The sequence below is a fragment of the Mycobacterium sp. 050128 genome (assembly GCF_036409155.1).
GTDB lineage: Bacteria > Actinomycetota > Actinomycetes > Mycobacteriales > Mycobacteriaceae > Mycobacterium.
Map to the genome: position 1 here is coordinate 236,486 of NZ_JAZGLW010000005.1, position 26,132 is coordinate 262,617.

A 26,132-nucleotide genomic window follows, 5' to 3' on the forward strand; every position below is an offset into this window, starting at 1 on the left:
TCAGGCCGTCCCTTCCGGCAGCCGGCGCAGGTACGCCGTGCGCCGCTGCGCCAGCGCGGTGGCGCGCTCCTGGGGGCTCACCCGCGGCAAGTGCGGCACCTCGGCGTCGAGTCGATCCAGCTTGATCACTCGTCCGCGAGCGCCGAGGTCCTCTCTGGGGCCGGTCTCGCCGAACTCCGCCATGCGCAGGGTCAGGATGGCCTCGCGCAGACCGTCGGAGTCGATCCAGTTCGCGACGCCGGGGTCGACCGGCGAGATCACGTAGGTGTAGGTGCCGTCCTCGCTTGCGATTGATTGCGCCTTGTTGAGGCTGCCGGTGCGGTCGACGATATCGAGTGTGGTGCCCCAGATATTGCTCAGTGGGACGGTGAAGTATTCGGCACCCCCGTCATTGAGGTCGACGACGAACGCTTCGTCGGGCTCGAGTTCGAAGCGGCCCATCACGTACACCTGGTTGCGCATCGCGCCGACCTTGTCCGCCGACCAGGCCAGGTTGAAATGGTTGGCCGGCATCTTGTACACGCCATGGCTGAGCTTGCCGGTGAAGTTGGCGAAATATTCCATCATCGCCGCGGTCGCCTCGGCCTGCTCGTCGAGCGTGCGCGCAGGAGTTGCCGGTGCGCCGCCAAGTCGTTGCACCTCAATGTAATTGGGGTCGTCGCGGCCCCAGTCCAGCAGCACATCGCGGATGTAGAACTCGTGAGCTTGCGGCGAGGTCTGCACATGGTTTTCCCGCCCATTGGCCGGGTCGGCATCCACGGTGATGGTGTAGCCGCCGTCGGAATCGACCTTCATGGTGCGGCCGTTGAGCACGTTGACGGTGCCCATGTTGGCGTCCCACAGCGTGAAGTAGTTCTCGGTCATCCGGTGCTCGCCGACTCGGCCGCGGATCTCGTAACGCTCGTCGCCCGAGATCGGGATCACCCGATACACGCTGTCGGGATTGTCGATGCCCCAACGTGATCCGGGAATACGACGGCCCTGCACCGGGTGTGCCAGCCGGGTGATGCAGCTGACCTTGGGCCGCAACTTGTCCTGATTGGACGACCACACCGCCGCCGAGAACATCACCTCGGCGAACGAATCGTCGAACCGCTCGCGCATCGCGTCCGACGCCTTGGCCCGCCCCAGCCAGGTCTCGGCCACCGTTCGATAGGCGGCCTTTACGGTCGGGTGCTCGATCAGGTCGAGGGCGGCCAGCTCCTGTTCGCGCTGGGATGCGGTCGAGACTGGATCGTCAGGCATGCGCAGTTCCTCCGATGTGCTGTTCAAAACGCTTGTTGTACAGAGTGAATCGCTCGTCGACCTGCTCGGCGCGCAGGCCGTACTTCTGCAGCCCGTAGGGCGGGCGGGCGGCCTCGCGCGGACGCTCGACCAGCCAGCGCCGCATCGCATCCTCGGCGTCACCGGTGAGCGGCAGGCCGACGGCGTCGTAAACGCGGGCCACCTGTCCGATCGGATCGGCCACCGCGTCGTCGAATCCGATGTCGGTCACCACGGCGGCGTCGTCAGTCCAGCCGTCGCGGGTCGACATGGCCCGATCGTTGGTCCAGCCCATCCGCTGCAGCCACTGCGCGCCCACCCGATGTACATCGACGGTGTCGGCGTGCATCGCGTGCAGGGTGGCGTTCAGGCTGGCGCCCGAGGCGATCGTGGTGCGCGGGTCGCGGTGCATGTGCACGATGTGCAGGTCGGGGAAGCGCGCGCGCAGCAGGTCCAGATAGCCAAGGTGTGCGGGCGATTTCAGCACCCAGCGCTGCAGGGGGCGGTGCCGCCCCAACTGACTTTGCCGCTTCTGCCATTGGACGAATTGGAGCATGCGGTGCAGGTAGTCGTAGGCGGGGGAGAAGTCCTGCTCGTCGAGCCAGGACCGGTAATGCGGAAGGTGTGCACCGGATTCGGGGACATGGGACAGAAACGCGTCGGCCAAAAAGACGATCTCTTCTTCGGCTTCGCGTGCGTACATCGGGTGGATGGCGAACAGATCCGGCGCCAGTTCGCGCGATTTCGCTTCGCGCGCTTCGCTGATCGCGATGCGGGGATCCTCGGCAGCGCCGAAACGATAGTCGAGCCGCGGCGCGACCTCGACAACCTCCCAGCCGTAGGCGCAGACGAAACGCGGATCGGCGGCCAGCAGTCGCTGCAATAGGGTGGTGCCGCTGCGCATCATTCCGACGACGACGATCGGCGCGGCGACCTGCTCGTCGAGGATCTCCGGGTGTCGGCGGATCCACTCCTGGGTGCGAAGCCGCATGCGCAGGCTGTGCACGATGCCGGAGCGCAGGATGTGCACGCCGATGGTGTTGAGGTCGGCGTGCGCGTAGGCGTCCAGCAGCACCCGCAGCGGGCCCTCGAATTCGCCGGGGCCCCAATCGGTTAGCGTCTCTTTGCGCTGCGCGTCGGCCAGCACGCCGACGGGGTCAAAGGTGCTGGAGGCTGCCACGCGTTTCAGAACTTCAGGTGCTGGCTGACGTCGCCGACCTGGTCGACGAACATGATGCGGCTGTCGAACCACCAGGCTCCGTCCACCCGGTGGAAGGTGTCCTTGTAGTGCCCGGTGACGATCACCTGCAGCGGAAGCTCGGGGGTGGCCTGCGTGACGCAGTAGTAGGACGTGCTGCGTGCGGTGCCCGCGGCCTCGTCGACGTGCAGCTGCACGTTGCTGGTGTTGTGTTTGGTCTTCGGGGTGCCGTCCTCGTAGATACGGGTGGCCATGTCGTACATCTGGCGCACCCGGGCGGACCCTTCGAACACCGTCTCCGGCGGGCCGTCTTCCATGCCGCAGATGCGGCCGTGCGCGAAAAGCCCGGCCACCCCGTCCAGGTCGCCACCGTCGAGGAGCTCGGCGTACGTGTAGATCAGGTTGGTGATTTCGCGTCCGCTGTCACTCATGCAGACCATGTTGGCAGAGCTGACCCAACTTACATAGAACCGCCCATTACTCTTAATCGCCGTGACGTTACCTTGGACGCCGAGCCGCCTCGGCAACTTGACCGGCAAGCGAGTCATCGTGACGGGGGCAACCAACGGCGTCGGCCTGGGCACCGCGCAGGCGCTGACCAAAGCCGGTGCCCACGTGATCCTGGCCGTACGCAACACCGACCTGGGCAAGCAGCGCGCCGCGGAGATGGGCGGCTCGACATCGGTGATCAAGCTCGATCTCGCGGACTTGTCCTCGGTGCGGGCCTTCCCCGATCAGGTCGACGGGGACATCGACATCCTGATCAACAACGCCGGCACCCTCTGCGACCATCGCACGGAAACCGTCGACGGCTTCGAGATGACGCTGGGCACCAACCTGCTCGGGCCGTTCGCGTTGACCAATCTGCTGCTGCCGCGGGTGCGTTCGCAGATCATCAACGTCGGCTCCGATGCGCACAAGTCGGCCACGCTGCGCCTCGACGACATGCACCTGCGTCGCAACAAGTGGACGCGGCTGGGCGCCTATGCCATGTCCAAGCTCGGGGTCATGCTGTGGGGGCTTGACCTGGATCGCCGGCTGCGCGCCGCCGGATCGCCGATCGTCACTCAACTGACTCATCCCGGATGGGTGGCCTCGAACCTGTCGAACATCTCGGACGCGCCGCTGATGTCGTTGGTGCAAAAGGGCGTCACAGTCGTGGCCGACCGGTTCGCCAACGACATCGCCGAAGGCGCGGCCACCACGTTGTACTGCATCAGCGAGCCGGTGCCGCCGGGCAGCTTCGTCGGTGTCAGCGGCAGGCTCGGCCTGCGCGGTGAGCCGGCGCTGATCGGCCGCACACCGCTGGCGTCAAACTATGACGTGGCCGCCCGCCTGGTTGCTTTCGCCGAAGAGCAAACGGGCACAACGCTGCCCCTGTAGCGGCCTGTTCGTACGCCATCCTCCCCTGCTGGAGATGTGATGGCCGCAGGCAGGTACGTTGCCCGTCATGGGTGAACTCGATAACTCGGTCGCCGTCATCACGGGCGCGGCACGCGGCCAGGGACGCAGCCACGCCGTGGCGCTCGCCGAACAGGGCGCCGACATCATCGCCGTGGACATCTGCGCCGATATCGACGCGATTCCCTATCCGTTGGGGACCAAAGCGGATCTCGAAGAGACCGCGCGGCTGGTCGAAGCCGCGGGCCGCAAGGCGGCGCCCGTCGTCGCCGACGTCCGCGACCTGCCGCAGTTGGCGGCCGGGGTGCAGACCGCGATCGACGAACTCGGCGAGGTGGACATCGTCATCGCCAACGCCGGGGTGGTGGCGATCGGTGACACCGAGATCCGTAACGAGCCGGTGTTCAACTCGATCGTCGACACCAACCTCAAGGGGGTCTGGCACACGCTGTTGGCGACGGTGCCGTCGATCATTCGCGGGGGCAAGGGCGGATCGATCGTGATGGTCAGCTCGTCGCAGGGCCTGACCGGCCGGGGCGGCGACGGCACCGCGGCGATGTTCGCCTACGCCGCGTCCAAGCACGGCGTGGTGGGGCTGATGCGTTCGGCCGCCAATGCCTATGCGCCGCACAAGATTCGGGTCAATTCGATCCATCCGGCCGGGGTCATGACGCCGATGATCCTCAACGACTTCGTGGTGAACCGGATGCTGGAGAATCCGAACCCGGCCGTCGCGCAGATGCTGCTGCCCGACGTGCCGCTGGTCGAGCCGCAAGACGTGACCGAGGCCGTGCTGTGGCTGGTCGGTCCCCGCGCGCGTTACATAACCGGCGTATCGATACCCGTCGACGCCGGACACATCGTGATGTAGCTGCGGCTAGCCGCGTACGACCTTGCCGGCCTTGATGCAGGACGCGCACACGCTGAGGCGTTGCTTGTTGCCGCCGGGACGGGCCACGACGTGCACCGTCTGGACGTTCGGGTCCCAGCGCCGGCTGGTGCGCCGGTGGGAGTGCGACACCGACTTACCGAAGCCGGGGCCTTTCCCGCAGATATCGCACACAGCGGCCATCGTTCAAGCTCCTCAAATGTTCGGGGATCCGGCACCCATAGCGCGCCGCGACAGCCCAGGATACCGACTCTGGTGGGCAACCACCAAAACGATCCACAACGACGGTCGGCTTACCTCTGAGCGCGTCGCCGCGGCTGGCTAGGCTCAATAGGCCGGTCAGCCCATACCGGCAAGACGTGGCTCCCGGGCGGTCGCGAGGAGGTGGGTCACAGTGGGCAGTTCGGATCGGCTGCTCGACGCGCCGGCGCTGCGGGACTGGGCGCACACCGCCGTCAGCGACCTGATCACTCACATCGACGAGATCAATCGTCTCAACGTCTTCCCGGTCGCCGACTCCGACACCGGCGCAAACATGCTGTTCACGATGCGTTCCGCGTTGGCCGAGGCCAGCGCCGGGATCAGCGCCGACGGCAGCCCCGGATGCGTCGCCCGGGTCGCATCCGCCCTGTCCGCGGGTGCGCTCAATGGCGCGCGCGGCAACTCCGGGGTGATCCTGTCGCAGATCCTGCGCGGTATCGCCGACGTCACCGCCACCGCGGCCGCGGACTCCGGCGGTGAACTGCCGCACATGGACGCGGCGCTGCTCGGGGCGGCGCTGCAGCGCGGGGTCGAGCTGGTGATCACCTCGATGGGTGGCCAGGAAGTCCCGGAAACCATCGTCTCGGTGCTGCGGGCGGCCGCCGACGCCGTCGAGAAGTGCGCGGATGACGGGCTGGCCTCGGCGATCACCGCGGCCGGCGACGCCGCCGTCGTCGCGCTGGAAAAGACCCCTGAGCAGCTGGATGTGCTGGCCGACGCCGGTGCCGTGGACGCCGGTGGGCGGGGACTGCTGGTGTTGCTGGATGCGCTGCGCTCGACGGTCGGCGGCCAGCCGCCCGCCCGCACGGTCTACGAGCTGGCACCGCGCGAGCGGCAGGTGGCCAGCGCCCCCGAACGGCCGGCACCGCAGTTCGAGGTGATGTATCGGCTGGACGGCAGCAGTCCGCCGGCGGCCAACGCGCTGCGGGACCGGCTGATGAAATTGGGGGATTCCGTGGCCATCGCCGCCGCGCCGTTCACCAACCAGGCCAGCTACTCGGTGCACGTGCACACCGACGACGCCGGCGCCGCCGTGGAAGCCGGAATGGTGGCCGGACGGCTGAGCCGGATCATGATTTCGTCGCTGAGCTCCGGGGCCGTCGGGCTGCCCGTCGGCAGCTGGACCAAGGAACGAGCCGTGTTGGCGGTCGTCGACGGTGACGGCGCCGCCGAGCTATTCGCCGGCGACGGTGCCCACGTGCTGCGGCCCGCTGCGGACGCGGGCGACCCGGCCACCGGTATCAGCGCTCACCAGCTGATGCGGGCCGTGGTCGACACCGGCGCCGCGCAGGTGATGGTGCTGCCCAACGGCTACGTTGCCGCCGAGGAGCTGGTCGCCGGCTGCACCGCGGCCATCGGCTGGGGCATCGACGTGGTGCCGATACCGACGGGGTCGATGGTGCAGGGGCTGGCCGCGCTGGCCGTGCACGAAACGGATCGGCAGGCGGTCGACGACGGCTACACGATGGCGCGGGCCGCCGGCGGCGCCCGGTACGGGTCGGTGCGTATCGCCACCGAGAGCGCGCTGACCTGGGCGGGCCGCTGTCAGCCCGGCGACGGCCTGGGCATCGCGGGCGACGAGGTGTTGATCGTTGCCGCCGATGCGCCGGGGGCGGCGATCGGCCTGCTCGATCTGCTGTTGGCATCCGGTGGCGACCTGGTGACCGTGTTGGTCGGTGCCGGCATCGACGACGATTCGGTGACGTTCGTCCTGCAAGAGCACGTCCACGACCACCATCCGGGCACCGAGCTGGTGACCTACCGCACCGGCCATCGCGGCGACGCCCTGCTGATCGGCGTCGAGTAGTCGTGGCGTCGCGCAGCGATCGGCTGGACTACGTGCTGGGCGCCAAGGCGGCGAATTCCCTGGACGAGGTGTTCGGCATCCGGACGGTCGACGACCTGCTGCGCCACTACCCGCGCAGCTATACCGAGACGGCCGCGAGATGGGATGCCTCCGAGGAGCGGCCGGAAGTCGGCCAGCACATCACGCTCGTCGACACGATCACCGATACCCACTCGTTCCCGATGAAGAAGAACCCGCGGCGCAAATGCCTGCGCATCACCGTGGGCTCGGGTCGCAGCAAGGTGACGGCGACGTTCTTCAATGCCGACTACCTCAGCAAGGACCTCACCGAGGGCACCCGGGTGATGCTCTCCGGGGAAGTCGGCTACTTCAGAAACGTCATGCAGCTGACGCACCCGGACTTTCTCATCGTGGATTCGCCGAGCGGACGCAACCGCGGCAGTAAATCGCTGAAGACCATCGCCGACACCTCCGCGGCGTTGAGCGGCGAGGAACTGACGTCGGCATTCGACCGCCGCTTCTTCCCGATCTACCCGGCCAGCACCAAGCTGCAGAGCTGGGACATCTACGCCTGCGTGCGCCAGGTGCTCGAGGTTCTCGATCCGGTGACCGATCCGCTGCCCGCGGAGCTGCTCGCCGAACACGACCTGATGTCTGAAGACGCCGCGCTGCGGGCGATTCACCTCGCCGAGGACGAGGCGGAGCGCCGCCGTGCGCGCGAACGATTGACGTTCGACGAAGCCGTCGGCCTGCAATGGGCGCTGGTTGCACGCCGGCACGGCGAACTGTCGCAATCGGGACCGCCGGCGCCGCGACGGTCAGACGGTTTGGCCGCGGAACTGTTGGGCCGCTTGCCCTTCGAGCTGACGGCCGGACAGCGCGAAACGCTCGACGTGCTGTCCGATGGACTCGCGGCAAATCGCCCGATGAACCGGCTGCTGCAGGGGGAGGTCGGCTCCGGCAAGACGATCATCGCGGTGCTGGCGATGCTGCAGATGGTCGATGCCGGCTACCAGTGCGCACTGCTGGCTCCCACGGAAGTTCTTGCCGCACAACATCTGCGGTCGATCAACGACGTGCTAGGGCCGCTGGCGATGGCCGGCCAGCTGGGCGGGGCCGATAGTGAAGGCGGCGTTGCGACCCGGGCCGCGCTGCTGACCGGATCGATGTCGACCGCGCAGAAGAACCAAGTGCGCCGCGAGATCGCCGGCGGTGAGGTCGGCATCGTCATCGGCACACATGCCCTGCTGCAGGACGTGGTGGCATTCGCCAACCTGGGCATGGTCGTCGTCGACGAGCAACACCGATTCGGCGTCGAACAACGAGATCAGTTGCGCGCCAAGGCGCCTGCGGGCATCACGCCGCACTTACTGGTGATGACGGCGACGCCGATACCGCGTACCGTCGCGCTGACCGTCTACGGCGACCTGGAAACCTCGACGTTGCGCGAGCTGCCGCGCGGCCGCCAGCCCATCACCAGCAACGTCATTTTCGTCCAGGACAAGCCCGCCTGGCTGGACCGCGCCTGGGAACGTATCCGCGAGGAGGTGGCGGCCGGCCGGCAGGCCTACGTGGTGGCGCCGCGCATCGACGAGACCGACGAGTCGGGGAAGGAGCCGCAAGACGCGCGCGCGACGGAGACGGCCGAGGGGCTTTATGCCCGCCTGCGTTCCGGCGAGTTGGCGAATCTGCGGCTGGGGCTGATGCACGGACGCTTGGCCGCCGACGACAAGGACGCGGCCATGGCCGCGTTCCGCAATGGTGAGACCGATGTGCTGGTGTGCACCACCGTCATCGAGGTCGGCGTCGACGTCCCCAATGCCACGGTGATGCTGGTGATGGACGCCGACCGATTCGGGATCAGTCAGCTGCATCAGCTGCGTGGCCGCATCGGCCGCGGCCGGCATCCGAGCCTGTGTCTGCTCGCCACCTGGAGCTCGCCGAGCTCTCCGGCCGGCCGCCGGCTGACTGCGGTCGCCGGGACGCTCGACGGTTTCGCCCTGTCCGAGCTGGATCTCAAGGAGCGCCGGGAAGGAGATGTGCTCGGCCGCAACCAGTCCGGCCGGGCGATCAATTTGCGGTTGCTGTCGCTGGCCGATCACCTGGCCTACATTGAAGCGGCGCGCGAATTCTGCACCCGAGCGTATGAGGCCGACGGTGAGAACACCGAGCTGGCTTCGCTGGCAACACAATTCACCGACACGGACCGCATCGAATACCTGGACAAGTCGTGACGCGCCAGCGACGATGCTCAAGCGGAGCGATGAGGAGAAGTGGCGCAGATTAATCGCAAAGTGCTGCTGTGGTTATCGGTAGCCGCGCTGCTCGCGGTGCTGGTCGCCTACCAGACGCTGGGCTCGACGTCGGCCAGGCACGCGGAGATCGCCGCGCGCGCCGATGTGCCCACCGTGGCGCCGGGCACCGATGTGCTGGCCGGCATTGCCGTGGCACCCCTTCGGGTTCACCACTACGACTACCGCAGGTCGGCCTTCGGCGATTCGTGGGACGACGACAACGACGCCCCGGGCGGGCACAACGGATGTGACACCCGCGACGACATCCTCGACCGCGATCTCGTCGACAAGACCTATGTGGCGATCAAGCGGTGCCCCAACGCCGTCGCCACCGGCACCTTGCACGACCCGTATACCAACACCACCATCGGATTCCAGCGCGGCGCGAAGGTCGGCGAATCGGTGCAGATCGACCACATCGTCCCGCTCGCCTACGCCTGGGACATGGGAGCTTTCGGCTGGCCGGATCCCGAGCGGTTGCGCTTCGCCAACGATCCGGCCAACCTGCTGGCCGTGCAGGGCCAGGCCAATCAGGACAAGGGTGATCTGCCGCCGGCCTCATGGATGCCGCCCAATCGCGCGTTCGCCTGCCAGTACGCGATGCAGTTCGTCGCGGTGCTGCGGGGCTACCAGTTGCCGGTGGATCAGGCGTCGGCGAACGTGCTGCGGCAGGCCGCGGCCACCTGCCCGACGGGACCGTGAGAGCGCGAGTGTGCATCGCGCGACGCGACACGCCGCCGCCGCGTCGTCAGATGCACAGTCAGGATGCCCGGCGCCTGCGCCCGGTCCGGTCGTAGCGGCGCGTTACGCGCCTTCGTAGGTCTCTGGGTCCGGGCGCAACCGGGTCCCGTCATTGAGCGTGTTGATTGCGTCCATGTGCTCGGCGGCCAATTCGAAGTCGAACACGTCGAGGTCGGTTGCGATGTGCTCGGGGTTTGCCGAGCGGAAGACCACCGCGTTGCCCAATTGCACGTTCCACCGCAGCATCACCTGCGAGGGCGTCTTGCCGTATTCGCTCGCTACGGAGTTCACGGTCGGGTTGTCGTTCAGCTTGCCCAGGGCCAACGGTGTGTAGGACTGCGTCACGACATTGTGCTGCGCATTGGTCTTGCGCATGTCGTCCTGGTTGAGCAGCGGGTGCAGCTCGATCTGGTTCACCGCCGGCGTCGTGAAGACGAGGTCGATGACCATCTCCAGGTATTCCTCGGTGAAGTTGGCGACACCGATGGAGCGAGTGTGGCCGGTGGAGCGGAGCTGCAGCAGGCCGCCGAACGAGTCCACGTACTTGCCGAGCGCGGCAGCCGGCCAATGGATCAGATACAGGTCGAGGTAATCGAGGCCCAGTCGTTCCAGGCTGACTTCGCAGGCATCCTGCGCGCCCTTGAGACCCTGGTCGGCGGTGGCCAGTTTGGTGGTGACGAACAACTCCGCGCGCGGAATCCCGGAGGCGGCAATGGCGCGACCGACGGCGGCTTCGTTGCCGTAAGCCGCGGCGGTGTCGATCAGCCGGCAGCCGAGCTCCAGCGCCGCCGAGACCGCACGTTCGGTCTCGTCCTCCGACAAGTCCGCGACGCCGAGGCCAAGCACCGGCATCGTGTTTTCGTCATTGAGAGTGATCGAGGGTACGGCGAGGCCCGCAGCGCCAGTCAACGTCATTCACCTACCTGTGAAACTGAAGGTTCGTGGATCAGGACCAAGCCGAGTTCCATCGTCGAGCGAGGAGATCGTCGCCATTTCATCGGCGCTGAGATTGAAATCGAACACGTCGAAGTTACTCGCAATCCGTGCAGGGTTTACTGACTTGGGGATCACGATATTACCGAGCTGGATATGCCATCGGATCAACACCTGGGCGGGTGTCCGCCCACATCCTTCGGCAACGGCGGTGACGGTCGGATCTGTCAGCAGCGCTCCTTGTCCCAGCGGTGCCCATGCCTCGGTCGCGATTCCGCGCTGGGCGTGCACCTTTCGTAATTCCGTCTGGGGATAACGAGGATGCAGTTCGATCTGATTGACGGCAGGAACGATGCCGGTGGCATCGATCAGAACCATCAGATGCTCGGGTTCGAAATTGCTGACTCCGATGGAGCGGATCCGGCCCTGGTCGCGCAGGTGCGCGAAGGCCTTGAAGGTTTCGACATACTTTCCCAGCGCCGGCATCGGCCAGTGGATGAGGTAGAGGTCGAGATAGTCGAGGCCGAGCCGGTCCATGCTGGCGTCGAAGGCCGTCAACGTGCTGTCGTAACCTTGCTCGGAGTTCCACAACTTGGTCACCACGTAGAGTTGATCGCGCGGCACGTCGGAATCGGCGATCGCGCGCCCGGTTTCCCGTTCATTGCGGTACGCGGCAGCGGTGTCGATATGCCGGTAACCGGCTTGCAGCGCTGCACGTACCGCCTGCTCGGTCTCTGCCGGAGGGACCTGGAAGACTCCGAACCCGACGGCGGGGATCGCACGACCGTCATTGAGCGTGACTAGGTTTTTCTCAAGGGGGCCGGACATGACACAGAGTCTGCCAGGCGCGCCGGACCTGCATCCCGGAGCCAGACGCGGATCGACGCGCTGGGCCGATCGCGTGCAGGACATCGTCACCAATGTCGGCGTCAAGGCCATCCCCTGGATCCCGACACCGGCCAAGCGGCTGATATTCGGCGGCCGATCGATCATCATCGACGGCAACACGCTCGATCCCACGCTGCAGCTGGCGCTGTCCGCGTCGCGCCTCTCCGGCATCGAGGGGTTGGACGTCAATGACGACCCAGTGGCGTCGCGGGCGCAGATGCGCCAGACGCTGCTGTCGCTACCCGGTCCCCAAATTCACGTCATGGTCGACGACCTCACGATTCCTGGGCCGGCCGGCGAGATCGGGGCCCGCCACTATCGTCCGGCCGGCGCGGGGCCCGCGGACTTGCTGGTCTTCTACCACGGCGGTGGCTGGACGATCGGAGACCTGGACACCGCCGATGCGCTGTGCCGCCTGACTTGCCGCGACGCCGGGATTCAGGTGCTGTCGATCGACTACCGACTGGCCCCGGAGCATCCGGCGCCGGCCGCGATCGACGACGCTTACGCGGCGTTCAAGTGGGCCCACGACCATGCCGGAGAACTGGGCGCGAACCCGGGACGCGTCGCGGTCGGGGGAGACAGTGCGGGCGGCAACCTGGCCGCCGTCGTATGTCAGTTGGCGCGCGACGAGGATGCCCCGGCGCCGCTGCTGCAGTGGCTGATCTACCCGCGGACCGATTTCACCGCGCAGAATCGCTCGCTGAGCCTGTTCGCGCGCGGCTTCCTGCTGACCAAACGCGATATCGACTGGTTCACCGCGGAGTATCTCAACGGCACCGGCATCGACCTGACGGATCCGCGCGTCTCGCCGGCGCATGCCCAATCATTGTCCGGGTTGGCGCCCGCGCTGATCGCCGTCGCGGGGTTCGACCCGTTGCGCGACGAAGGTCAGGCGTACGCCGCCGCGCTGCAGGGCGCCGGCACCCCCGTGGACCTGCGGTACATGGGCTCGCTGACACACGGATTCGCCAGCCTGTTTCAGCTGGGGGGCGCGAGCGCGGCCGCGACCAGCGATCTGATTTCTGCACTGCGCGCTCACCTGAGCCGGGCCTGATTTGCCGCGATGCGCTCGCCGGTAATCTAGTAGCGCGGCTCCGACGTAACGCCCGCACGCCGACCCAACACAGAAGGATCACCGAACCTGTGGCCGACAACTCGAAACGTCCCCCCCGATTCGACCTGAAGGCGTCAGACGGGAAGTCCGGCCGGCTCATCCAGATCGGCGGTACCGCGTTCATCATCGTCTTCGCGGTCGCGCTGGTGTTCTACATCGTGACGTCGCATAAGGACAAGAAGGGTGGCATCGCCGGTCAGGGTGACACCGTTCGCGTGACGTCGAGCAAGGTGGTCAACCAGCCCGGGACGAACAACCCCAAGGCTGTCGTGACCTTCTACGAGGACTTCTTGTGCCCCGCGTGCGGCAATTTCGAGCGCACCTTCGGACCGACGGTCTCCAAGCTGATCGATTCCGGTGCCATCGCGGCCGATTACTCGATGGTGGCCATTCTCGACAGCTCCAAGAACCAGAACTATTCGTCGCGGGCGGGGGCGGCGGCGCTGTGCGTCGCCGACGAGAACATGGACGCGTTCCGTCGTTTTCACACCGCGCTGTACACCACCGGGATCCAGCCCGACGAGCGGGGGAGCAGCTTCCCCGACAACGCGAAATTGATCGAACTCGCCCGCGAGGCCGGCGTTGTCGGCAAGGTGCCGGATTGCATCAACAGCGGGAAGTACGTCTCCAAGGTCAGTGGCGAAGCCTCGGCCGCGGGCATCACCGCAACCCCGACGATCAAGATCAACGGTGAGAACTACGAGCCGTCGACACCCGATGCGCTGGTCGGAAAGATCAAGACCATCGTGGGCGACGTTCCGGGTATCGACGCACCAGTCGCCCCTGCGGCTTCGTGACGGTCGCGGTGTCGGTCGAACCCGCCGGGCAACCCGGCGATCCGCCATCGGCTTCGACGCGTGACTCGTCCGTACCGACGCTGAGCGCGTGGTGGGTGCTGATCGCAGGGGTGATCGGGCTGGCCTCGTCGGCGACCCTGACGGTCGAGAAGATCGACCTCCTGCTCAACCCGTCGTATGTGCCGTCGTGCAACCTCAATCCGATCCTGTCGTGCGGTTCGGTGATGGTCACGCCGCAGGCCTCGTTGCTGGGCTTCCCGAACCCGCTGCTGGGCATCGTGGCGTTCACCGTGGTATTGGTTGCCGGCGTGTTGGCGGTGGCGAAAGTGTCGATACCCCACTGGTTTTGGGTTTCACTCGAGGTCGGACTGCTGGTCGGTGCGGGGTTCGTGCACTGGCTGATCTTCGAGAGTCTGTACCGGATCGGGGCGTTGTGCCCCTACTGCATGGTGGTATGGGCGATGACGATCACGTTGCTGGTGGTGGTCGGGTCCATCGTGTTTCGTCCGGTGCTCGACGGCACCGCGGCGCGGTTGCTCTATCAATGGCGATGGTCGATCACCGCGCTATGGTTCACCGCGGTGTTCCTGCTGATCATGGTGCGGTTCTGGGACTATTGGTCGACACTTCTGTAAGGAGTCGCGGGTGATCTCCAAGGTGCTGGTGGCCAATCGCGGTGAGATCGCGATACGCGCGTTCCGCGCGGCGTACGAACTTGGCGTCGGCACGGTGGCCGTGTACGCGTATGAGGACCGCAATTCGGTACATCGGCTCAAGGCCGATGAGTCGTATCAGATCGGCGACGTCGGTCATCCCGTGCGCGCTTACCTGTCCGTCGACGAGATCGTCGAAACTGCCTCCCGGGCCGGCGCCGACGCCGTCTATCCCGGGTACGGCTTCCTGTCGGAGAATCCGGCGTTGGCCGCGGCCTGCGCGGCCGCCGGTATCACGTTCGTCGGTCCCAGTGCCGAAATCCTTGAGCTGACCGGGAATAAGGCGCGGGCAATCGAGGCGGCCCGCGAAGCCGGGCTGCCCGTGCTCGCATCTTCGGCGCCGTCGGCGTCGGTCGAGGAACTGCTGTCCGCTGCTGCCGAGATGCGGTTCCCGTTGTTCGTCAAGGCTGTTGCCGGTGGCGGGGGACGAGGTATGCGGCGCGTCGCCGACATCGATGCGCTGACCGAGGCGATCGAGGCCGCCAGCCGTGAGGCCGAGTCGGCGTTCGGTGACCCGACGGTCTATCTCGAGCAGGCGGTGATCAAGCCGCGCCACATCGAGGTGCAGATCCTGGGCGACAACACCGGCAACATGATCCACCTGCATGAGCGCGACTGCAGCGTGCAGCGTCGCCACCAGAAGGTCGTCGAATTGGCGCCCGCGCCAAACCTTTCCGCCGAGTTGCGCGACAAGATCTGCGCCGACGCCGTCGCCTTCGCCCGGCATATCGGGTACAGCTGTGCGGGCACTGTGGAGTTCCTGCTGGACGAGAGCGGTCATTACGTTTTCATCGAGATGAATCCGCGGATTCAGGTGGAGCACACCGTGACCGAGGAGATCACCGACGTCGACCTGGTGTCCAGCCAGTTGCGCATCGCCTCCGGCGAGACGCTGGAGGATCTGGGCCTGAGCCAGGAGAACATTCGGCCGCACGGCGCCGCACTGCAATGCCGGATCACCACCGAAGATCCGGCCAACGGGTTCCGCCCCGACACCGGCCGGATCAGCACCTACCGCAGTCCCGGCGGTGCCGGCATCCGTCTGGACGGCAGCACCAACCTCGGCGCGGAGATCAGCGCCCACTTCGATTCGATGCTGGTCAAGTTGACCTGCCGGGGCCGCGACTTCCACACGGCGGTGTCCCGGGCCCGGCGCGCGATCGCGGAGTTCCGGATTCGCGGGGTGTCGACGAATATTCCGTTCCTGCAAGCGGTTCTGGATGATCCGGACTTCCAGGCCGGCCGGATCACCACGTCGTTCATCGATGAGCGCCCACATCTGCTGACCGCACGCGGCTCGGCCGACCGTGGCACCAAGATCCTCAACTACCTGGCTGACGTCACGGTCAACCACCCGCATGGCACGCACCCGTCGACGGTGTACCCACACGACAAGCTGCCCTTCATAGATCCGACGGATCTCGAGGCGGAGCCGCCGGCCGGATCAAAGCAGCGGCTAGTTGAGTTGGGGCCCGAGGGTTTTGCGCGCTGGCTACGCGAGTCGCCCGCGGTGGGCGTGACCGACACGACCTTCCGCGATGCCCACCAGTCGCTGTTGGCGACCCGGGTGCGCACCAGTGGGCTGATGATGGTGGCGCCCTATCTGGCCCGGACGATGCCGCAGCTGCTGTCGGTGGAGTGCTGGGGCGGTGCCACTTACGATGTGGCGCTTCGCTTCCTGAAGGAAGATCCTTGGGAGCGGCTGGCCACGCTGCGCGAAGCGATGCCCAACATCTGTCTGCAGATGCTGCTGCGGGGCCGAAACACCGTGGGGTACACGCCATATCCGGAACTGGTCACCTCGGCGTTCATCGAAGAGGCGACCGCGACCGGTATCGACATCTTTCGCATCTTCGACGCGCTCAACAATCTTGACTCGATGCGCCCGGCTATCGACGCCGTCCGCGAAACCGGTTCGGCGATAGCCGAAGTCGCGATGTGCTACACCGGTGACCTGTCCGATCCGGGTGAGCGGCTCTACACGCTGGACTACTACCTCAATCTGGCCGAGCGGATCGTGGACGCGGGTGCGCACGTGCTGGCCATCAAGGACATGGCCGGGCTACTACGGCCACCGGCCGCACACCAACTGGTCAGCGCGCTGCGCAGTCGGTTCGACCTGCCGATCCACGTACACACCCACGACACCCCGGGCGGCCAGCTGGCCAGCTATATGGCCGCCTGGCACGCGGGTGCCGACGCCGTCGACGGTGCCGCCGCGCCGCTGGCGGGCACTACCAGCCAGCCGGCACTGAGCTCGATCGTCGCCGCCGCCGCGCACACCGAGCACGACACCGGCCTGTCGCTTTCGGAGGTATGCGCGCTGGAGCCCTACTGGGAGGCGCTGCGAAAGGTCTACGCCCCCTTCGAATCCGGGCTTCCCGGTCCGACGGGGCGGGTCTATCACCACGAAATCCCGGGTGGCCAGTTGTCGAACCTTCGCCAGCAGGCGATCGCGCTGGGATTGGGCGATCGATTCGAAGAGATCGAAGAGGCGTACGCGGGTGCCGACCGCGTGCTGGGCAGACTGATCAAGGTCACCCCGTCGTCGAAGGTGGTCGGCGACCTGGCGCTAGCGCTGGTCGGTTCGGGGCTGACCGCAGACGAATTCTCTTCGGACCCTTCACGATTGGACATCCCGGAATCGGTGGTGGGATTCCTGCGTGGCGAGCTCGGGGACCCGGTCGGTGGCTGGCCGGAGCCGCTGCGCACCGCCGCGCTTCAGGGCCGCGGGCCCGCCAAGCCGGTCCAGCAGCTCAGCGCAGAAGACGAGGCCGGACTCGCGTTGAGCGGCGCCAAACGTCAAGCCACCCTCAATCGACTGCTATTCCCTGGTCCGACAAAGGAATTCGAGGAGCACCGGGACACCTACGGTGACACGTCGCATCTGTCGGCCAATCAGTTCTTCTACGGTCTGCGGCAGGGTGAAGAGCATCAGGTGACACTGGAACGTGGGGTCGATCTGTTGATCGGTCTGGAGGCAATCTCCGAGCCTGATGAGCGCGGGATGCGCACGGTGATGTGCATCATGAACGGCCAGCTGCGTCCGGTGCTGGTGCGCGACCGCAGCATTGCCAGCACGATCCCGACCGCTGAGAAGGCCGAGCGAGGCAATCCCGACCACATCGCGGCACCCTTCGCCGGGGTCGTCACCGTGTCGGTGACCGAGGGCGATCGGGTGAGCGCCGGCCAGACGATCGCCACGATCGAGGCGATGAAGATGGAAGCCCCGATCACCGCTCCGAAGGACGCCACCGTGGGGCGGGTGGCGGTGTCGAGCACCGCGCAGGTCGAGGGTGGAGATCTGCTGGTGGTGCTGAGCTGACGCGGATCATCGGCGGCGCTGCCGGAGGGCGACGCCTCGCAGTGCCGCCGCGCGGGACCCGGCCGACCACCGATCGGGTGCGCGAGTCGTTGTTCAACATCGTCACCGCGCGGCTGGATCTGACCGGCTTGGCGGTGCTGGACCTCTACGCGGGCTCGGGTGCACTGGGTCTGGAAGCGCTCTCGCGGGGAGCGGCCTCGGCGCTGTTCGTCGAGTCCGATCAGCGCACTGCGGCCGTCATCGCGCGCAACATCGACACCCTGGGTCTGCCCGGCGCGTCGCTGCGCCGGGGCCCGGTGTCCGCGGTGCTGGCCGGCGGGGCCGCATCCCCGGTCGATCTGGTGCTGGCCGACCCGCCCTACGACGTCGAGACCGCCGAGGTTCAGGCAGTCCTGGCCGCGCTGAGCGCCCATGGCTGGGTACGCGCGGCGACGGTCGCAGTCGTCGAACGGGCCGCCGCCAGCGCTCCGCTGACCTGGCCGGACGGCTGGACCCCATGGCCGGAGCGGATTTACGGCGACACCCGCTTGGAGCTGGCCGAATATGACTAGGACGCCCTGCTACCTTGGTCGCTTATGAGCGGCGCCGTATGCCCGGGCTCGTTCGACCCGGTGACGTTGGGCCACATCGACGTCTTCGAACGCGCCGCGGGTCAGTTCGACGAGGTAGTCGTGGCGATCCTGACCAACCCCGCTAAGAAGGGCATGTTCGACATCGACGAGCGCGTCGCGATGATCGAGGAAGCGACGGCTCACCTGCCGAATCTGCGCGTCGAGGTCGGGCAGGGCCTGGTGGTGGACTTCGTCACCTCCCGCGGGATGACCGCGATCGTCAAGGGCCTGCGCACCGACACCGATTTCGAGTACGAGTTGCAGATGGCGCAGATGAACAAGCACATCGCCAATGTGGACACCTTCTTCGTGGCGACCGCGCCGCAGTATTCGTTCGTGTCGTCGTCGTTGGCCAAAGAGGTCGCGATGATGGGCGGCGACGTCTCGAAGCTGCTGCCGGAGTCGGTGAATCGCCGCCTGCGCGAGAGGCTGCCGTGAAGTTGCGAGTGGGGATATTAATAGGGCGGGTCGTCCGGCAACCGCGTCACGGCTTCGGGTACCCAATCGGCGGGTAGTTCCTCGGGCTCGCGGGGTTCGTTGATCCAGGTGCAGAACGGGCTGGTGCTTGACGCGCCCTTGAATGCGAACAGACTGTCGCGCATATGGTTTCGGAACTTGCGCGCGGCAACTTCCTCTTTGCGGGCTTTTTGCTGCCGGTTATGCATCCGCGCTTGACTGATCCGGGCGCGTCGCCGCTGGGACCTATCACGTCGCACCGGGGTCGGCGTGGCGCACGCCGGTCCGCGCGGCTGAGGGAAAAGATCCGCCCCGGCCGGGAACGTCCGGTACACGCGCCCGCTCGGAGAGGTCCAGATGACGGTGCCGTCGCCAAGTTGTGTGTCGCGCCATCCACCGTGGAAGGTCTTGAGCCGATGGTGTTGGCGGCAAAGGCATTTGAGATTAAGCGCCACCGTCATGCCACCGGCCGCTGGATCCTGGTGGTTGAACGGAACGGTGTGGTCGATATCGCATACCACTGCGGGACGGCTACATCCCGGGAAGCGACAGGTCAGATCCCGGCAACGAACGAAGCGTTCGAGTGCCGCGGATGGCTGGTAGTGCAGCGCCTGCGCCGGGCTGGTGACAGGGTCGGCAACGAGTTGTGCTGCGGCGGCGGCCAATTCACGGACCTGGTCGGCGTCGATGATCCCGTAACCCTCGAGGTAGCCCGGTGCATCGCTGTTGGCATTGACGGTTTTGTCGCTGGCGACCACGTTGATGACCACCCGCACACCGGCTGAATCCGGGTCGCTGCCGTCGGCTCCAGTCGTGGCGGGACAGTCGGGCTGTTCGCAGCGGCATACCAGGCCGCGCCCCTGAGTCAGCGCGGCCAAGGCATCCGCGCGGCGCTGATCCATCGTCCGCGGATCGGCTGCGCACACTTGGCCCGCAAGCTGCGAGAGCCGGCGATCGAAGGCCGTCGCGGCCGTGGCCCCGACGGTGCCGTAGATGTCTGCCATCCCGTTGTCCAGCGTGCTGATCGCGATGTACCGGTCATTCTCGGCGGTCTCGCGTCGTTCACGGGCGGCATCGGGATCGACGGCCCGCACCGTGGCGTCGACCGCATTGACGATGCGTTGTCGTGACCAGCCGTGCCATTTCCCGATGCGGTTGGCCAGTGACCGGTCGACCTCGGCGATCAACCGGTCGTCGGTGATCAGGTCGGTACGGCTGATGATCAACCGGACGGTGCGCCAATCGGTGCGGCCCTCGGACAGCAGGGCCGCCAGATTGGGCAGCCTGGTGTCGAGCGACTCGGCGTATGACACCAGATAGCTTGCCGCCATCGGGGACAGGTTCATCGCGGCGGCCACCTCGGCCGCGGTCCGCTCGAACCCGTCGATCACGGCATAGCCACGGTGGTGCTCGGCCTGCTCGGTGGCGGCCACTCGGTGCCGAAGTAATGCCGCCACGGCCGCCATCCGCCGCGCCACCAACATCGACTCCTGCCGGTGGGCGGACTCGATCTCCGTCACCAGATCGGGGGGATCGAGGTTATCGAACATACATTCGATTATAGAAGGGTGGCCCGACAACTTCTGGACGGAGTTGAGATTCCTCAGCCGCGCGGTAGCGGTTCATGAGAAGCTCATTCTTGATTTTTCGATACATGGCTTCGGCCACCGCGGGGGATACGCGTCAACGCTGTGATGGAAGGACTCGGCAGTGGATGAGCGACCTACCGCTCTATTAAGCGATCGCACCGAGGCGGCCGTGAGCCCATGTTTGGGCGGATGGCGGGCGACGACCGCGCCGGCCGCATTCGCGCCGCAAGACATCGCTCACATCCTGCAGTACGTGCGCCACCCCGTTCATGTGGTCCGCGAGGACGCCACCGGTCAGCTGGGCCTGGCGATGGGCGGCGAACTGGTCGGCGCCGGTACGTCCGACATCTCCCTGATGGGGACACTGCCCCCGATCTATCCGGAATGGCTCGGCGACCGTGAGTTCTGCGAGTCACACGGGATCCGCTTCCCCTATGTCACGGGCGCCATGGCCAACGGCATCGCCACCCCGGCACTGGTGGTGGCCGTGGCGGAGGCCGGGATGCTGGGCTTCTTCGGCGCGGGCGGCCTGTCGTTTGACGCCGTCGAACGAGGACTGTCCGAGATTCAGACCAGGCTGGCGGGCAGACCACTTGCCTGGGGCGCCAACCTGATCCACTCACCCAACGAGGTTGCGCTCGAGGGACGGGTCGCCGAGCTGTTCATCGAACGGGGCGTCCGGGTCGTCGAGGCATCGGCGTTCATGAAGCTGACTCCCGCGGTCGTGCACTACGCCCTGTCGGGCTTGTCGACCGACCCGGCCGGCGCGATCGTCCGCAAGAACCACGTGATGGCCAAGATCTCGCGTCCCGAGGTCGCCCGCCTGTTCATGGAGCCCGCCCCCGCGGCCTTGGTTTCGGCGCTCGTCGCGTCCGGCAAGCTGACCCAGCGGGAAGCCGAGCTCGCCCAGCATGTACCGGTGGCCGAAGACATCACGGTCGAGGCCGACAGCGGCGGGCACACCGACAACCGCCCGCTGCCGGCGTTGTTCTCGGAAATCGTGCTGCTGCGCGACAAGCTGGCGCGGCAGCACGCCCCGGCCTGCCGGATCCGCGTGGGTGCCGCCGGGGGTCTTGGTACGCCGCAGTCGGTCGCCGGTGCCTTCGCGATGGGTGCCGCCTATGTGTTGACCGGCTCGGTCAACCAGTCGTGCATCGAGTCGGGTCTTTCCCCGCACGCCCGCGGCATGCTGGCCAAGGCCGGAGTGGCCGACGTGATGATGGCCCCGGCGTCCGACATGTTCGAGATGGGCGTGAACCTGCAGGTCCTCAAGCGTGGTGCCATGTTCGGCCCCCGGGCGAGGAAGCTCTACGAGTGGTATGCGGCCAACCCCAGCCTGAGTGCCGTCGTGGACAAGCACGGTGCCGAGCTGGAAAAGATCCTCGGCAAGAGTGTCGGGGAGGTCTGGGCCGAAACACATCAGTACTGGGAGCAGCGCGACCCCGCGGTGCTTGAACTCGCGACCCGGGACTCGAAATATCAGATGGGGCTGGTCTTCCGCTGGTACCTCGGCAAATCAAGCCGGTGGGCGATCGACGGGCAACCGGATCGTGTCCTGGACTACCAGATCTGGTGTGGCCCCTCGATGGGAGCCTTCAACAGCTGGGTGGCGGGTAGCTATCTGGAGGACCCTGAGCAGCGGAAAGTCGATCAAGTGGCGCTGAATTTGCTGGAGGGCGCCACCCACATCAGCCGGGCCCACCAGGCTCGCAAATGCGGCGTGCCCGTTCCGGCGGATGCGTTCAACTACGCCCCGCGCCCGCTTTCTTTGTAAGTGTTTTCGGCCTCCGGCAGAAAAATGCCGGACGCTTTCCGCATGCCGACAAACTGCGGCCCCATTGCGCAATTGTGAGCTGCTGACGTGCGGTTAGCGCAGTGCGTTTATTCAGTTCACGCGATAGACCGCGAACGGGGGCAATATCCAATTAATTCCTGTTACTCGTCAGTAACTGCGAACTGACACATTTGGAAACGAAGGAATTGGACGCTCCCGATCACCGTAATGACCTATCCGGCCGTCTTAGCAAAGCTCACCGGGTGCGATTACGGGTGCGCGCGGACCGTTGCCGCGGCGGCGATACGCGCGGTCTCGTAGAGCTGAAATGGCTCGTCCGACCCACCAGCATCGCTCTGTCACGGTCCGCAGGCAAGCCAGGAAACCGTCGGATCAATGACCGTCTTAAAGACGGTCAAGCGGTATTGACTGTTCGTCAGTACAAGACCCTGCGTTCTGATATGGTCCCGGCGAGCGATAGGCCTGCCCCGGGGGTGTAGGTCAATGCAGCAAAACCTCGACGATCAGTCTTCGGTGTGCCGCAAGTAAACACTCGATGTTGCTCGTCTAGCCAATGCAAAGGTGATCGATGGCATCAAAGCACCCCCCTGTTGCGGTTGTCGGCGTCAGCGCGCTGTTTCCCGGGTCTCCCGAAGCCGAGCGCTTCTGGCGCAACATCATCGGAGGCGTCGACCTGTTCTCCGAGGTCCCCGAGTCGCACTGGCGCATTGACGACTACTACCACCCCGATCCGCATATGCCGGACAAGGTGTACGCGCGTCGCGGCGGATTCTTGCCTGATGTCGACTTTTCACCAATGGATTTCGGCATTCCGCCGAACGTTATGCCCGCAACCGATACCGCCCAGCTGCTTGCACTGAGGGTCGCGCAACAAGTTTTAGAGGACGCCGCGGGGGGTGATTTTTCTCACATCGATCGCGAGCGGATCAGCGTCATCCTCGGCGCCTCCGGTGGCACGGAGCTGATCACCTACATCAGCGGCCGTCTGCACCGGCCGGTCTGGGAGCGAGGACTGCGGGCTGCCGGTCTGTCGGAACCAGAGGTTGCCGCATTCAGCGAACGCGTGACGTCGAACTACGCGACTTGGCAGGAGAACACCTTCCCCGGGCTGCTCGGCAACGTGATCGCCGGCCGGATCGCCAACCGCTTCGACCTTGGCGGTACCAACTGCGTCATCGACGCCGCGTGTGCCAGCTCGCTGGCGGCGCTCGAAGCCGGGCTGCACGAGCTCTACCTCGGCGAAGCGGACATGGTGCTCGCCGGCGGAGTCGATGCCTTCAACGACATCTTCATGTACATGTGCTTCGCCAAGGTGACGGCGCTGTCGACCAGTGGCGACTGCCGGCCGTTCTCCGACAAATCCGACGGCACGATGCTGGGCGAAGGGCTGTCCATGTTCGCGCTCAAGCGTCTCGACGACGCCGAGCGCGACGGCGACCGGATCTACGCGGTGATCCGCGGCATCGGCACCTCCTCGGACGGCCGGGCCAAGAGTATTTATGCGCCGAGCCCGACGGGTCAGGCGAAAGCTCTTCGGCGCGCCTACGAGGCCGCGGGCTACGGCCCGGAAACCGTCGGGCTCGTCGAAGCGCATGGCACCGGGACCAAGGCCGGGGACGCGGCCGAGTTCGAAGCGTTGCGGGAGGTCTTCAACGCATCGGGGCGCGAGGATCGGCAGTGGTGCGCACTCGGCTCGGTCAAGTCCCAGATCGGGCACACCAAGGGTGCGGCCGGAGCGGGTGGCCTGTTCAAGGTGGTGATGGCGCTTCACCACAAGGCGTTGCCGCCGACGATCAAGATCGACCGGCCGAACCCCGCCCTCGAGATCGAGCAGTCGCCGTTCTACCTTTCCACCCAGTCCAAGCCGTGGATGGCCGACAACGGCGTCCCGCGGCGGGCGTCGGTCAGCTCGTTCGGCTTCGGCGGCACCAACTTCCACGTCGCCGTCGAGGAGTACACGGGCACCGGAAAGCGTGCATATCGATTCCGCTCCTGGGATTCCGAACTGGTCGTGCTGGGCGCGCCTTCTTCGGCGGCGCTCTCCGCGCAAGCAGCTGCGCTGTCCGCATCACTGGTCGACAGTCCGGACATGCTCAGCTGGATCGCGCACAGCACGCAAGCCGCGTACAACGCTGCGCAGCCCCACCGCCTGGCCGTCGTCGCCGACAGTGTTTCGACCTTGCAGACGATGCTCGACGAAGTCGCGGCGAAGCTCAGCGCGGCCGATGTCCCGTCGTCGTTCGCCTCGCCCAGGGGCTACTTCTACTCGGCGCAGCGACCCGGGCCGGTCGCCTTGCTGTTCCCGGGCCAGGGCAGCCAGTACGTCGGCATGGGCGCCGACCTGCCGCAGCTCCATGAGCCTGCGTTGGCGGCATGGGAATGTGCGCGAGCTGACCGGTTGAACGCCGATCGCGATCTGCACGACGTCGTCTGGCCGAAGACGGCATTCACCGATGACGAGCGCGCGCTGCAGTCGGCCGAGCTGACGAAAACCCAGTGGGCGCAGCCGGGCATTGGTGCGCACAGCCTGAGTCTGCTCTCGGTGATTCGCTCGCTTGGCATTGCACCCGTTGCCGTCGGTGGCCACAGCTTCGGCGAAGTCACCGCGCTGTGTGCCGCGGGAGTTTTCGGAGGCGAGGTCGCCCTGCAAATCGCGCGTAAGCGCGGTGAGCTGATGGCCGATGCGGCCACTAACAGCGACGGCGCCATGTGTGCGGTGACCGCGCCGGTCGAGCAGGTCCGCCAACTGATCGGGGAGTGGGGGCTGCCGGTTGTCATTGCTAACCACAATGCTCCCAATCAGGCTGTGCTGTCCGGGAATAGCACCGCCATCGAACACGCGGCACAGCGGTTTGCCGCGGCGGGCATCAACGCGCGACGCCTGGATGTCGCCACCGCATTCCATTCCGACATCGTCAGCCCGGCAGCGATTCCCTTCGCTTCCTTCCTGGCTGGTATCGCGTTCGGCACGCCCGCGGTGCCCGTCTACGCCAATGCGACAGCGCAGCCGTACGCCGGTGACGCGCAACAAATGCGGACGACGCTCGCCAACCAGATCGCTCAGCCGGTGCGGTTCGTCGAGCAGATTCAGGCAATGTGGCGCGCCGGCGCGCGCACCTTCGTCGAGGTCGGCCCCGGCGGCGTGCTGACAAATCTCGTCGGCAAGTGTCTCGCCGGCGAGGAGCACTCCGCGGTGTCGCTGGATGCCAAGGGCAAGAACGGAATTCGATCGCTGTGGATCGGATTGGCCCAACTCGTGGCGGCCGGCGTCCCGATGAATTTCGAGGGCCTGTGGGCCGACTATCGCATCGGTGACGATCCGCGTAACCGTGAGAAGCCGAAGCTGACCTTGAAGATCAATGGATCCAATTATGGAAGGCCGCCAATAAGCGACGAGCCTGTGCGGCGGCCGTCCGATATCGAAACAACTCTCGACCGCAGTGGCCGCAGCAACGGCCACAGGACCGAATCGGAGTCCAAATTTATGCCATCTGAATCCATTACCCCCGTGGTCCACGTCAACGGCACGCCATCCGCGGTCCCGCCGCCGGCGCCGGTTCCGGTCGCCCCGACGGTGATGCCGGCCGCGCCCGCGGCGGCCGCGCTCAATGGTCATGCCGCGAGCAACGGCAACGGTCATGGCCCACTCGGTGCGTCGGCGACCGCCGTGATCGCTCCGCCCGCGCCGGTGACCTTGGCGGCTCCTACGCCCGTGCCAGCGCCGGCGGCCGCACCCGTGTTGAGTGCCGAAGTGGTGACGGAGATGATCGCAGCGGTAGGAACGCTGCGCGACGCCTTCGACAGTCTGCAACGTGTCTTGCAAGGTCTCGTGGCCCCGTCGGCAGCGGCCGCCCCGCCTGCTCCAACTCCGGCTATTGCCAACGGAACTCCGCTCGTGCTCGCTGCCCCGGCTGTCCACAACGGGACGGTTGCTGCGCCTGCTCCTGCGCCGCCTGTCTCGGTGGCGGTGCCTGCTTCGGTGGTGTCGGGTGTGGATTTGGTGGGTGAGATGTTGGCGGTGGTGGCGGATAAGACGGGTTATCCCGTTGAGATG

General features: G+C 66.3%; 20 protein-coding genes. 13 read left to right on the forward strand and 7 right to left on the reverse strand.

The genetic code is table 11. The annotated features are described in order from the left end of the window. From SKC41_RS27370 to SKC41_RS27380, 3 genes are read right to left on the reverse strand one after another with little or no spacing between them, the layout of a single operon-like run. Positions 1–1,245, reverse strand: coding sequence for a hypothetical protein (locus tag SKC41_RS27370; protein WP_330980826.1), 1,245 nt, complete (start codon positions 1,243–1,245; stop codon positions 1–3). Beyond that, positions 1,238–2,443: a sulfotransferase family protein gene (locus SKC41_RS27375; RefSeq protein ID WP_330980827.1), complete on the reverse strand. Its 1,206-nt coding sequence runs from the start codon at positions 2,441–2,443 to the stop codon at positions 1,238–1,240. Before SKC41_RS27375 ends, SKC41_RS27370 begins: the two co-directional genes overlap by 8 nt. Positions 2,444–2,448: 5 nt before the next feature. Next, positions 2,449–2,892: a nuclear transport factor 2 family protein gene (locus SKC41_RS27380; RefSeq protein ID WP_330980828.1), complete on the reverse strand. Its 444-nt coding sequence runs from the start codon at positions 2,890–2,892 to the stop codon at positions 2,449–2,451. A gap of 61 nt (positions 2,893–2,953) precedes the next feature. On the opposite strand from SKC41_RS27380, the gene SKC41_RS27385 reads away from it, so the two are divergent. Together SKC41_RS27385 and SKC41_RS27390 are read left to right on the forward strand one after the other, a co-directional pair. Continuing rightward, positions 2,954–3,844, forward strand: coding sequence for an SDR family NAD(P)-dependent oxidoreductase (locus SKC41_RS27385; RefSeq protein ID WP_330980829.1), 891 nt, complete (start codon positions 2,954–2,956; stop codon positions 3,842–3,844). Positions 3,845–3,911: 67 nt separating this feature from the next. Further along, a complete protein-coding gene (locus SKC41_RS27390; protein WP_330980830.1) occupies positions 3,912–4,733 on the forward strand; it encodes a mycofactocin-coupled SDR family oxidoreductase in 822 nt (273 codons plus the stop codon). A 6-nt stretch (positions 4,734–4,739) separates the two neighbouring features. On the opposite strand, the gene rpmB is transcribed toward SKC41_RS27390, so the two are convergent. Beyond that, positions 4,740–4,934 (reverse strand): 50S ribosomal protein L28, encoded by a 195-nt coding sequence (rpmB, locus tag SKC41_RS27395; protein WP_330980831.1) that lies wholly within the window; start codon positions 4,932–4,934, stop codon positions 4,740–4,742. A gap of 211 nt (positions 4,935–5,145) precedes the next feature. Here rpmB and SKC41_RS27400 point away from each other — a divergent pair, with 211 nt between their 5' ends. The 3 genes from SKC41_RS27400 to SKC41_RS27410 are packed head-to-tail and all read left to right on the forward strand — an operon-like array spanning position 5,146 to position 9,815. After that, positions 5,146–6,819 (forward strand): DAK2 domain-containing protein, encoded by a 1,674-nt coding sequence (locus SKC41_RS27400; protein ID WP_330980832.1) that lies wholly within the window; start codon positions 5,146–5,148, stop codon positions 6,817–6,819. 2 nt (positions 6,820–6,821) lie between these two features. After that, positions 6,822–9,053 carry an ATP-dependent DNA helicase RecG gene (gene recG / locus SKC41_RS27405; RefSeq protein ID WP_330980833.1) on the forward strand — a complete coding sequence of 744 codons (2,232 nt, stop codon included), beginning with the start codon at positions 6,822–6,824 and terminating at the stop codon, positions 9,051–9,053. A 48-nt stretch (positions 9,054–9,101) separates the two neighbouring features. Beyond that, positions 9,102–9,815, forward strand: coding sequence for an HNH endonuclease family protein (locus SKC41_RS27410; RefSeq protein WP_330980863.1), 714 nt, complete (start codon positions 9,102–9,104; stop codon positions 9,813–9,815). A 102-nt stretch (positions 9,816–9,917) separates the two neighbouring features. Here the strand turns inward: SKC41_RS27410 and SKC41_RS27415 are convergent, their stop codons facing one another. Both SKC41_RS27415 and SKC41_RS27420 read right to left on the reverse strand, forming a co-directional pair. Then, a complete protein-coding gene (locus SKC41_RS27415; protein ID WP_442931821.1) occupies positions 9,918–10,769 on the reverse strand; it encodes an aldo/keto reductase in 852 nt (283 codons plus the stop codon). Continuing rightward, positions 10,770–11,615 (reverse strand): aldo/keto reductase, encoded by an 846-nt coding sequence (locus SKC41_RS27420; RefSeq protein WP_330980834.1) that lies wholly within the window; start codon positions 11,613–11,615, stop codon positions 10,770–10,772. On the opposite strand from SKC41_RS27420, the gene SKC41_RS27425 reads away from it, so the two are divergent. From SKC41_RS27425 to coaD, 6 genes are all read left to right on the forward strand, one after another. Beyond that, positions 11,614–12,732, forward strand: a complete 1,119-nt coding sequence (locus SKC41_RS27425; protein ID WP_330980835.1) for an alpha/beta hydrolase — start codon at positions 11,614–11,616, stop codon at positions 12,730–12,732. The two genes, SKC41_RS27420 and SKC41_RS27425, sit on opposite strands and share 2 nt — an antisense overlap. A gap of 89 nt (positions 12,733–12,821) precedes the next feature. Beyond that, positions 12,822–13,589 (forward strand): DsbA family protein, encoded by a 768-nt coding sequence (locus SKC41_RS27430; RefSeq protein ID WP_330980836.1) that lies wholly within the window; start codon positions 12,822–12,824, stop codon positions 13,587–13,589. Continuing rightward, complete coding sequence (locus tag SKC41_RS27435) at positions 13,586–14,224, forward strand: vitamin K epoxide reductase family protein (protein WP_442931822.1); 639 nt, start codon at positions 13,586–13,588, stop codon at positions 14,222–14,224. The genes SKC41_RS27430 and SKC41_RS27435 overlap by 4 nt, the downstream gene beginning before the upstream one ends. Positions 14,225–14,234: 10 nt before the next feature. Beyond that, entirely contained in the window at positions 14,235–17,627 is a 3,393-nt protein-coding gene (locus tag SKC41_RS27440) for a pyruvate carboxylase (protein ID WP_330980837.1), read from the forward strand. Then, positions 17,624–18,178 carry a 16S rRNA (guanine(966)-N(2))-methyltransferase RsmD gene (gene rsmD, locus SKC41_RS27445; RefSeq protein ID WP_330980866.1) on the forward strand — a complete coding sequence of 185 codons (555 nt, stop codon included), beginning with the start codon at positions 17,624–17,626 and terminating at the stop codon, positions 18,176–18,178. Before SKC41_RS27440 ends, rsmD begins: the two co-directional genes overlap by 4 nt. Before the next feature lie 24 nt (positions 18,179–18,202). After that, positions 18,203–18,676 (forward strand): pantetheine-phosphate adenylyltransferase, encoded by a 474-nt coding sequence (gene coaD, locus SKC41_RS27450; protein WP_330980838.1) that lies wholly within the window; start codon positions 18,203–18,205, stop codon positions 18,674–18,676. Positions 18,677–18,693: 17 nt separating this feature from the next. Here the strand turns inward: coaD and SKC41_RS27455 are convergent, their stop codons facing one another. Next, a complete protein-coding gene (locus SKC41_RS27455) occupies positions 18,694–20,244 on the reverse strand; it encodes an HNH endonuclease signature motif containing protein (RefSeq protein WP_330980839.1) in 1,551 nt (516 codons plus the stop codon). 208 nt (positions 20,245–20,452) lie between these two features. On the opposite strand from SKC41_RS27455, the gene SKC41_RS27460 reads away from it, so the two are divergent. Further along, positions 20,453–22,057, forward strand: coding sequence for a PfaD family polyunsaturated fatty acid/polyketide biosynthesis protein (locus tag SKC41_RS27460; protein ID WP_330980840.1), 1,605 nt, complete (start codon positions 20,453–20,455; stop codon positions 22,055–22,057). Between the two features lie 589 nt (positions 22,058–22,646). Then, positions 22,647–26,132, forward strand: a 3,486-nt coding sequence (locus SKC41_RS27465; RefSeq protein WP_330980841.1) for a beta-ketoacyl synthase N-terminal-like domain-containing protein, incomplete at its 3' end; no start/stop codon positions are given.

Excerpts from the sequence above, each read along its gene's own strand:
- SKC41_RS27370 (WP_330980826.1), bottom strand. The coding sequence starts at position 1,245 with ATGCCTGACGATCCAGTCTCGACCGCATCCCAGCGCGAACAGGAGCTG.
- SKC41_RS27380 (WP_330980828.1), bottom strand. The coding sequence starts at position 2,892 with ATGAGTGACAGCGGACGCGAAATCACCAACCTGATCTACACGTACGCC.
- SKC41_RS27390 (WP_330980830.1), top strand. The coding sequence starts at position 3,912 with ATGGGTGAACTCGATAACTCGGTCGCCGTCATCACGGGCGCGGCACGC.
- rpmB (WP_330980831.1), bottom strand. The coding sequence starts at position 4,934 with ATGGCCGCTGTGTGCGATATCTGCGGGAAAGGCCCCGGCTTCGGTAAG.
- SKC41_RS27415 (WP_442931821.1), bottom strand. The coding sequence starts at position 10,769 with ATGACGTTGACTGGCGCTGCGGGCCTCGCCGTACCCTCGATCACTCTC.
- SKC41_RS27425 (WP_330980835.1), top strand. The coding sequence starts at position 11,614 with ATGACACAGAGTCTGCCAGGCGCGCCGGACCTGCATCCCGGAGCCAGA.
- SKC41_RS27420 (WP_330980834.1), bottom strand. The coding sequence starts at position 11,615 with ATGTCCGGCCCCCTTGAGAAAAACCTAGTCACGCTCAATGACGGTCGT.
- coaD (WP_330980838.1), top strand. The coding sequence starts at position 18,203 with ATGAGCGGCGCCGTATGCCCGGGCTCGTTCGACCCGGTGACGTTGGGC.
- SKC41_RS27455 (WP_330980839.1), bottom strand. The coding sequence starts at position 20,244 with ATGTTCGATAACCTCGATCCCCCCGATCTGGTGACGGAGATCGAGTCC.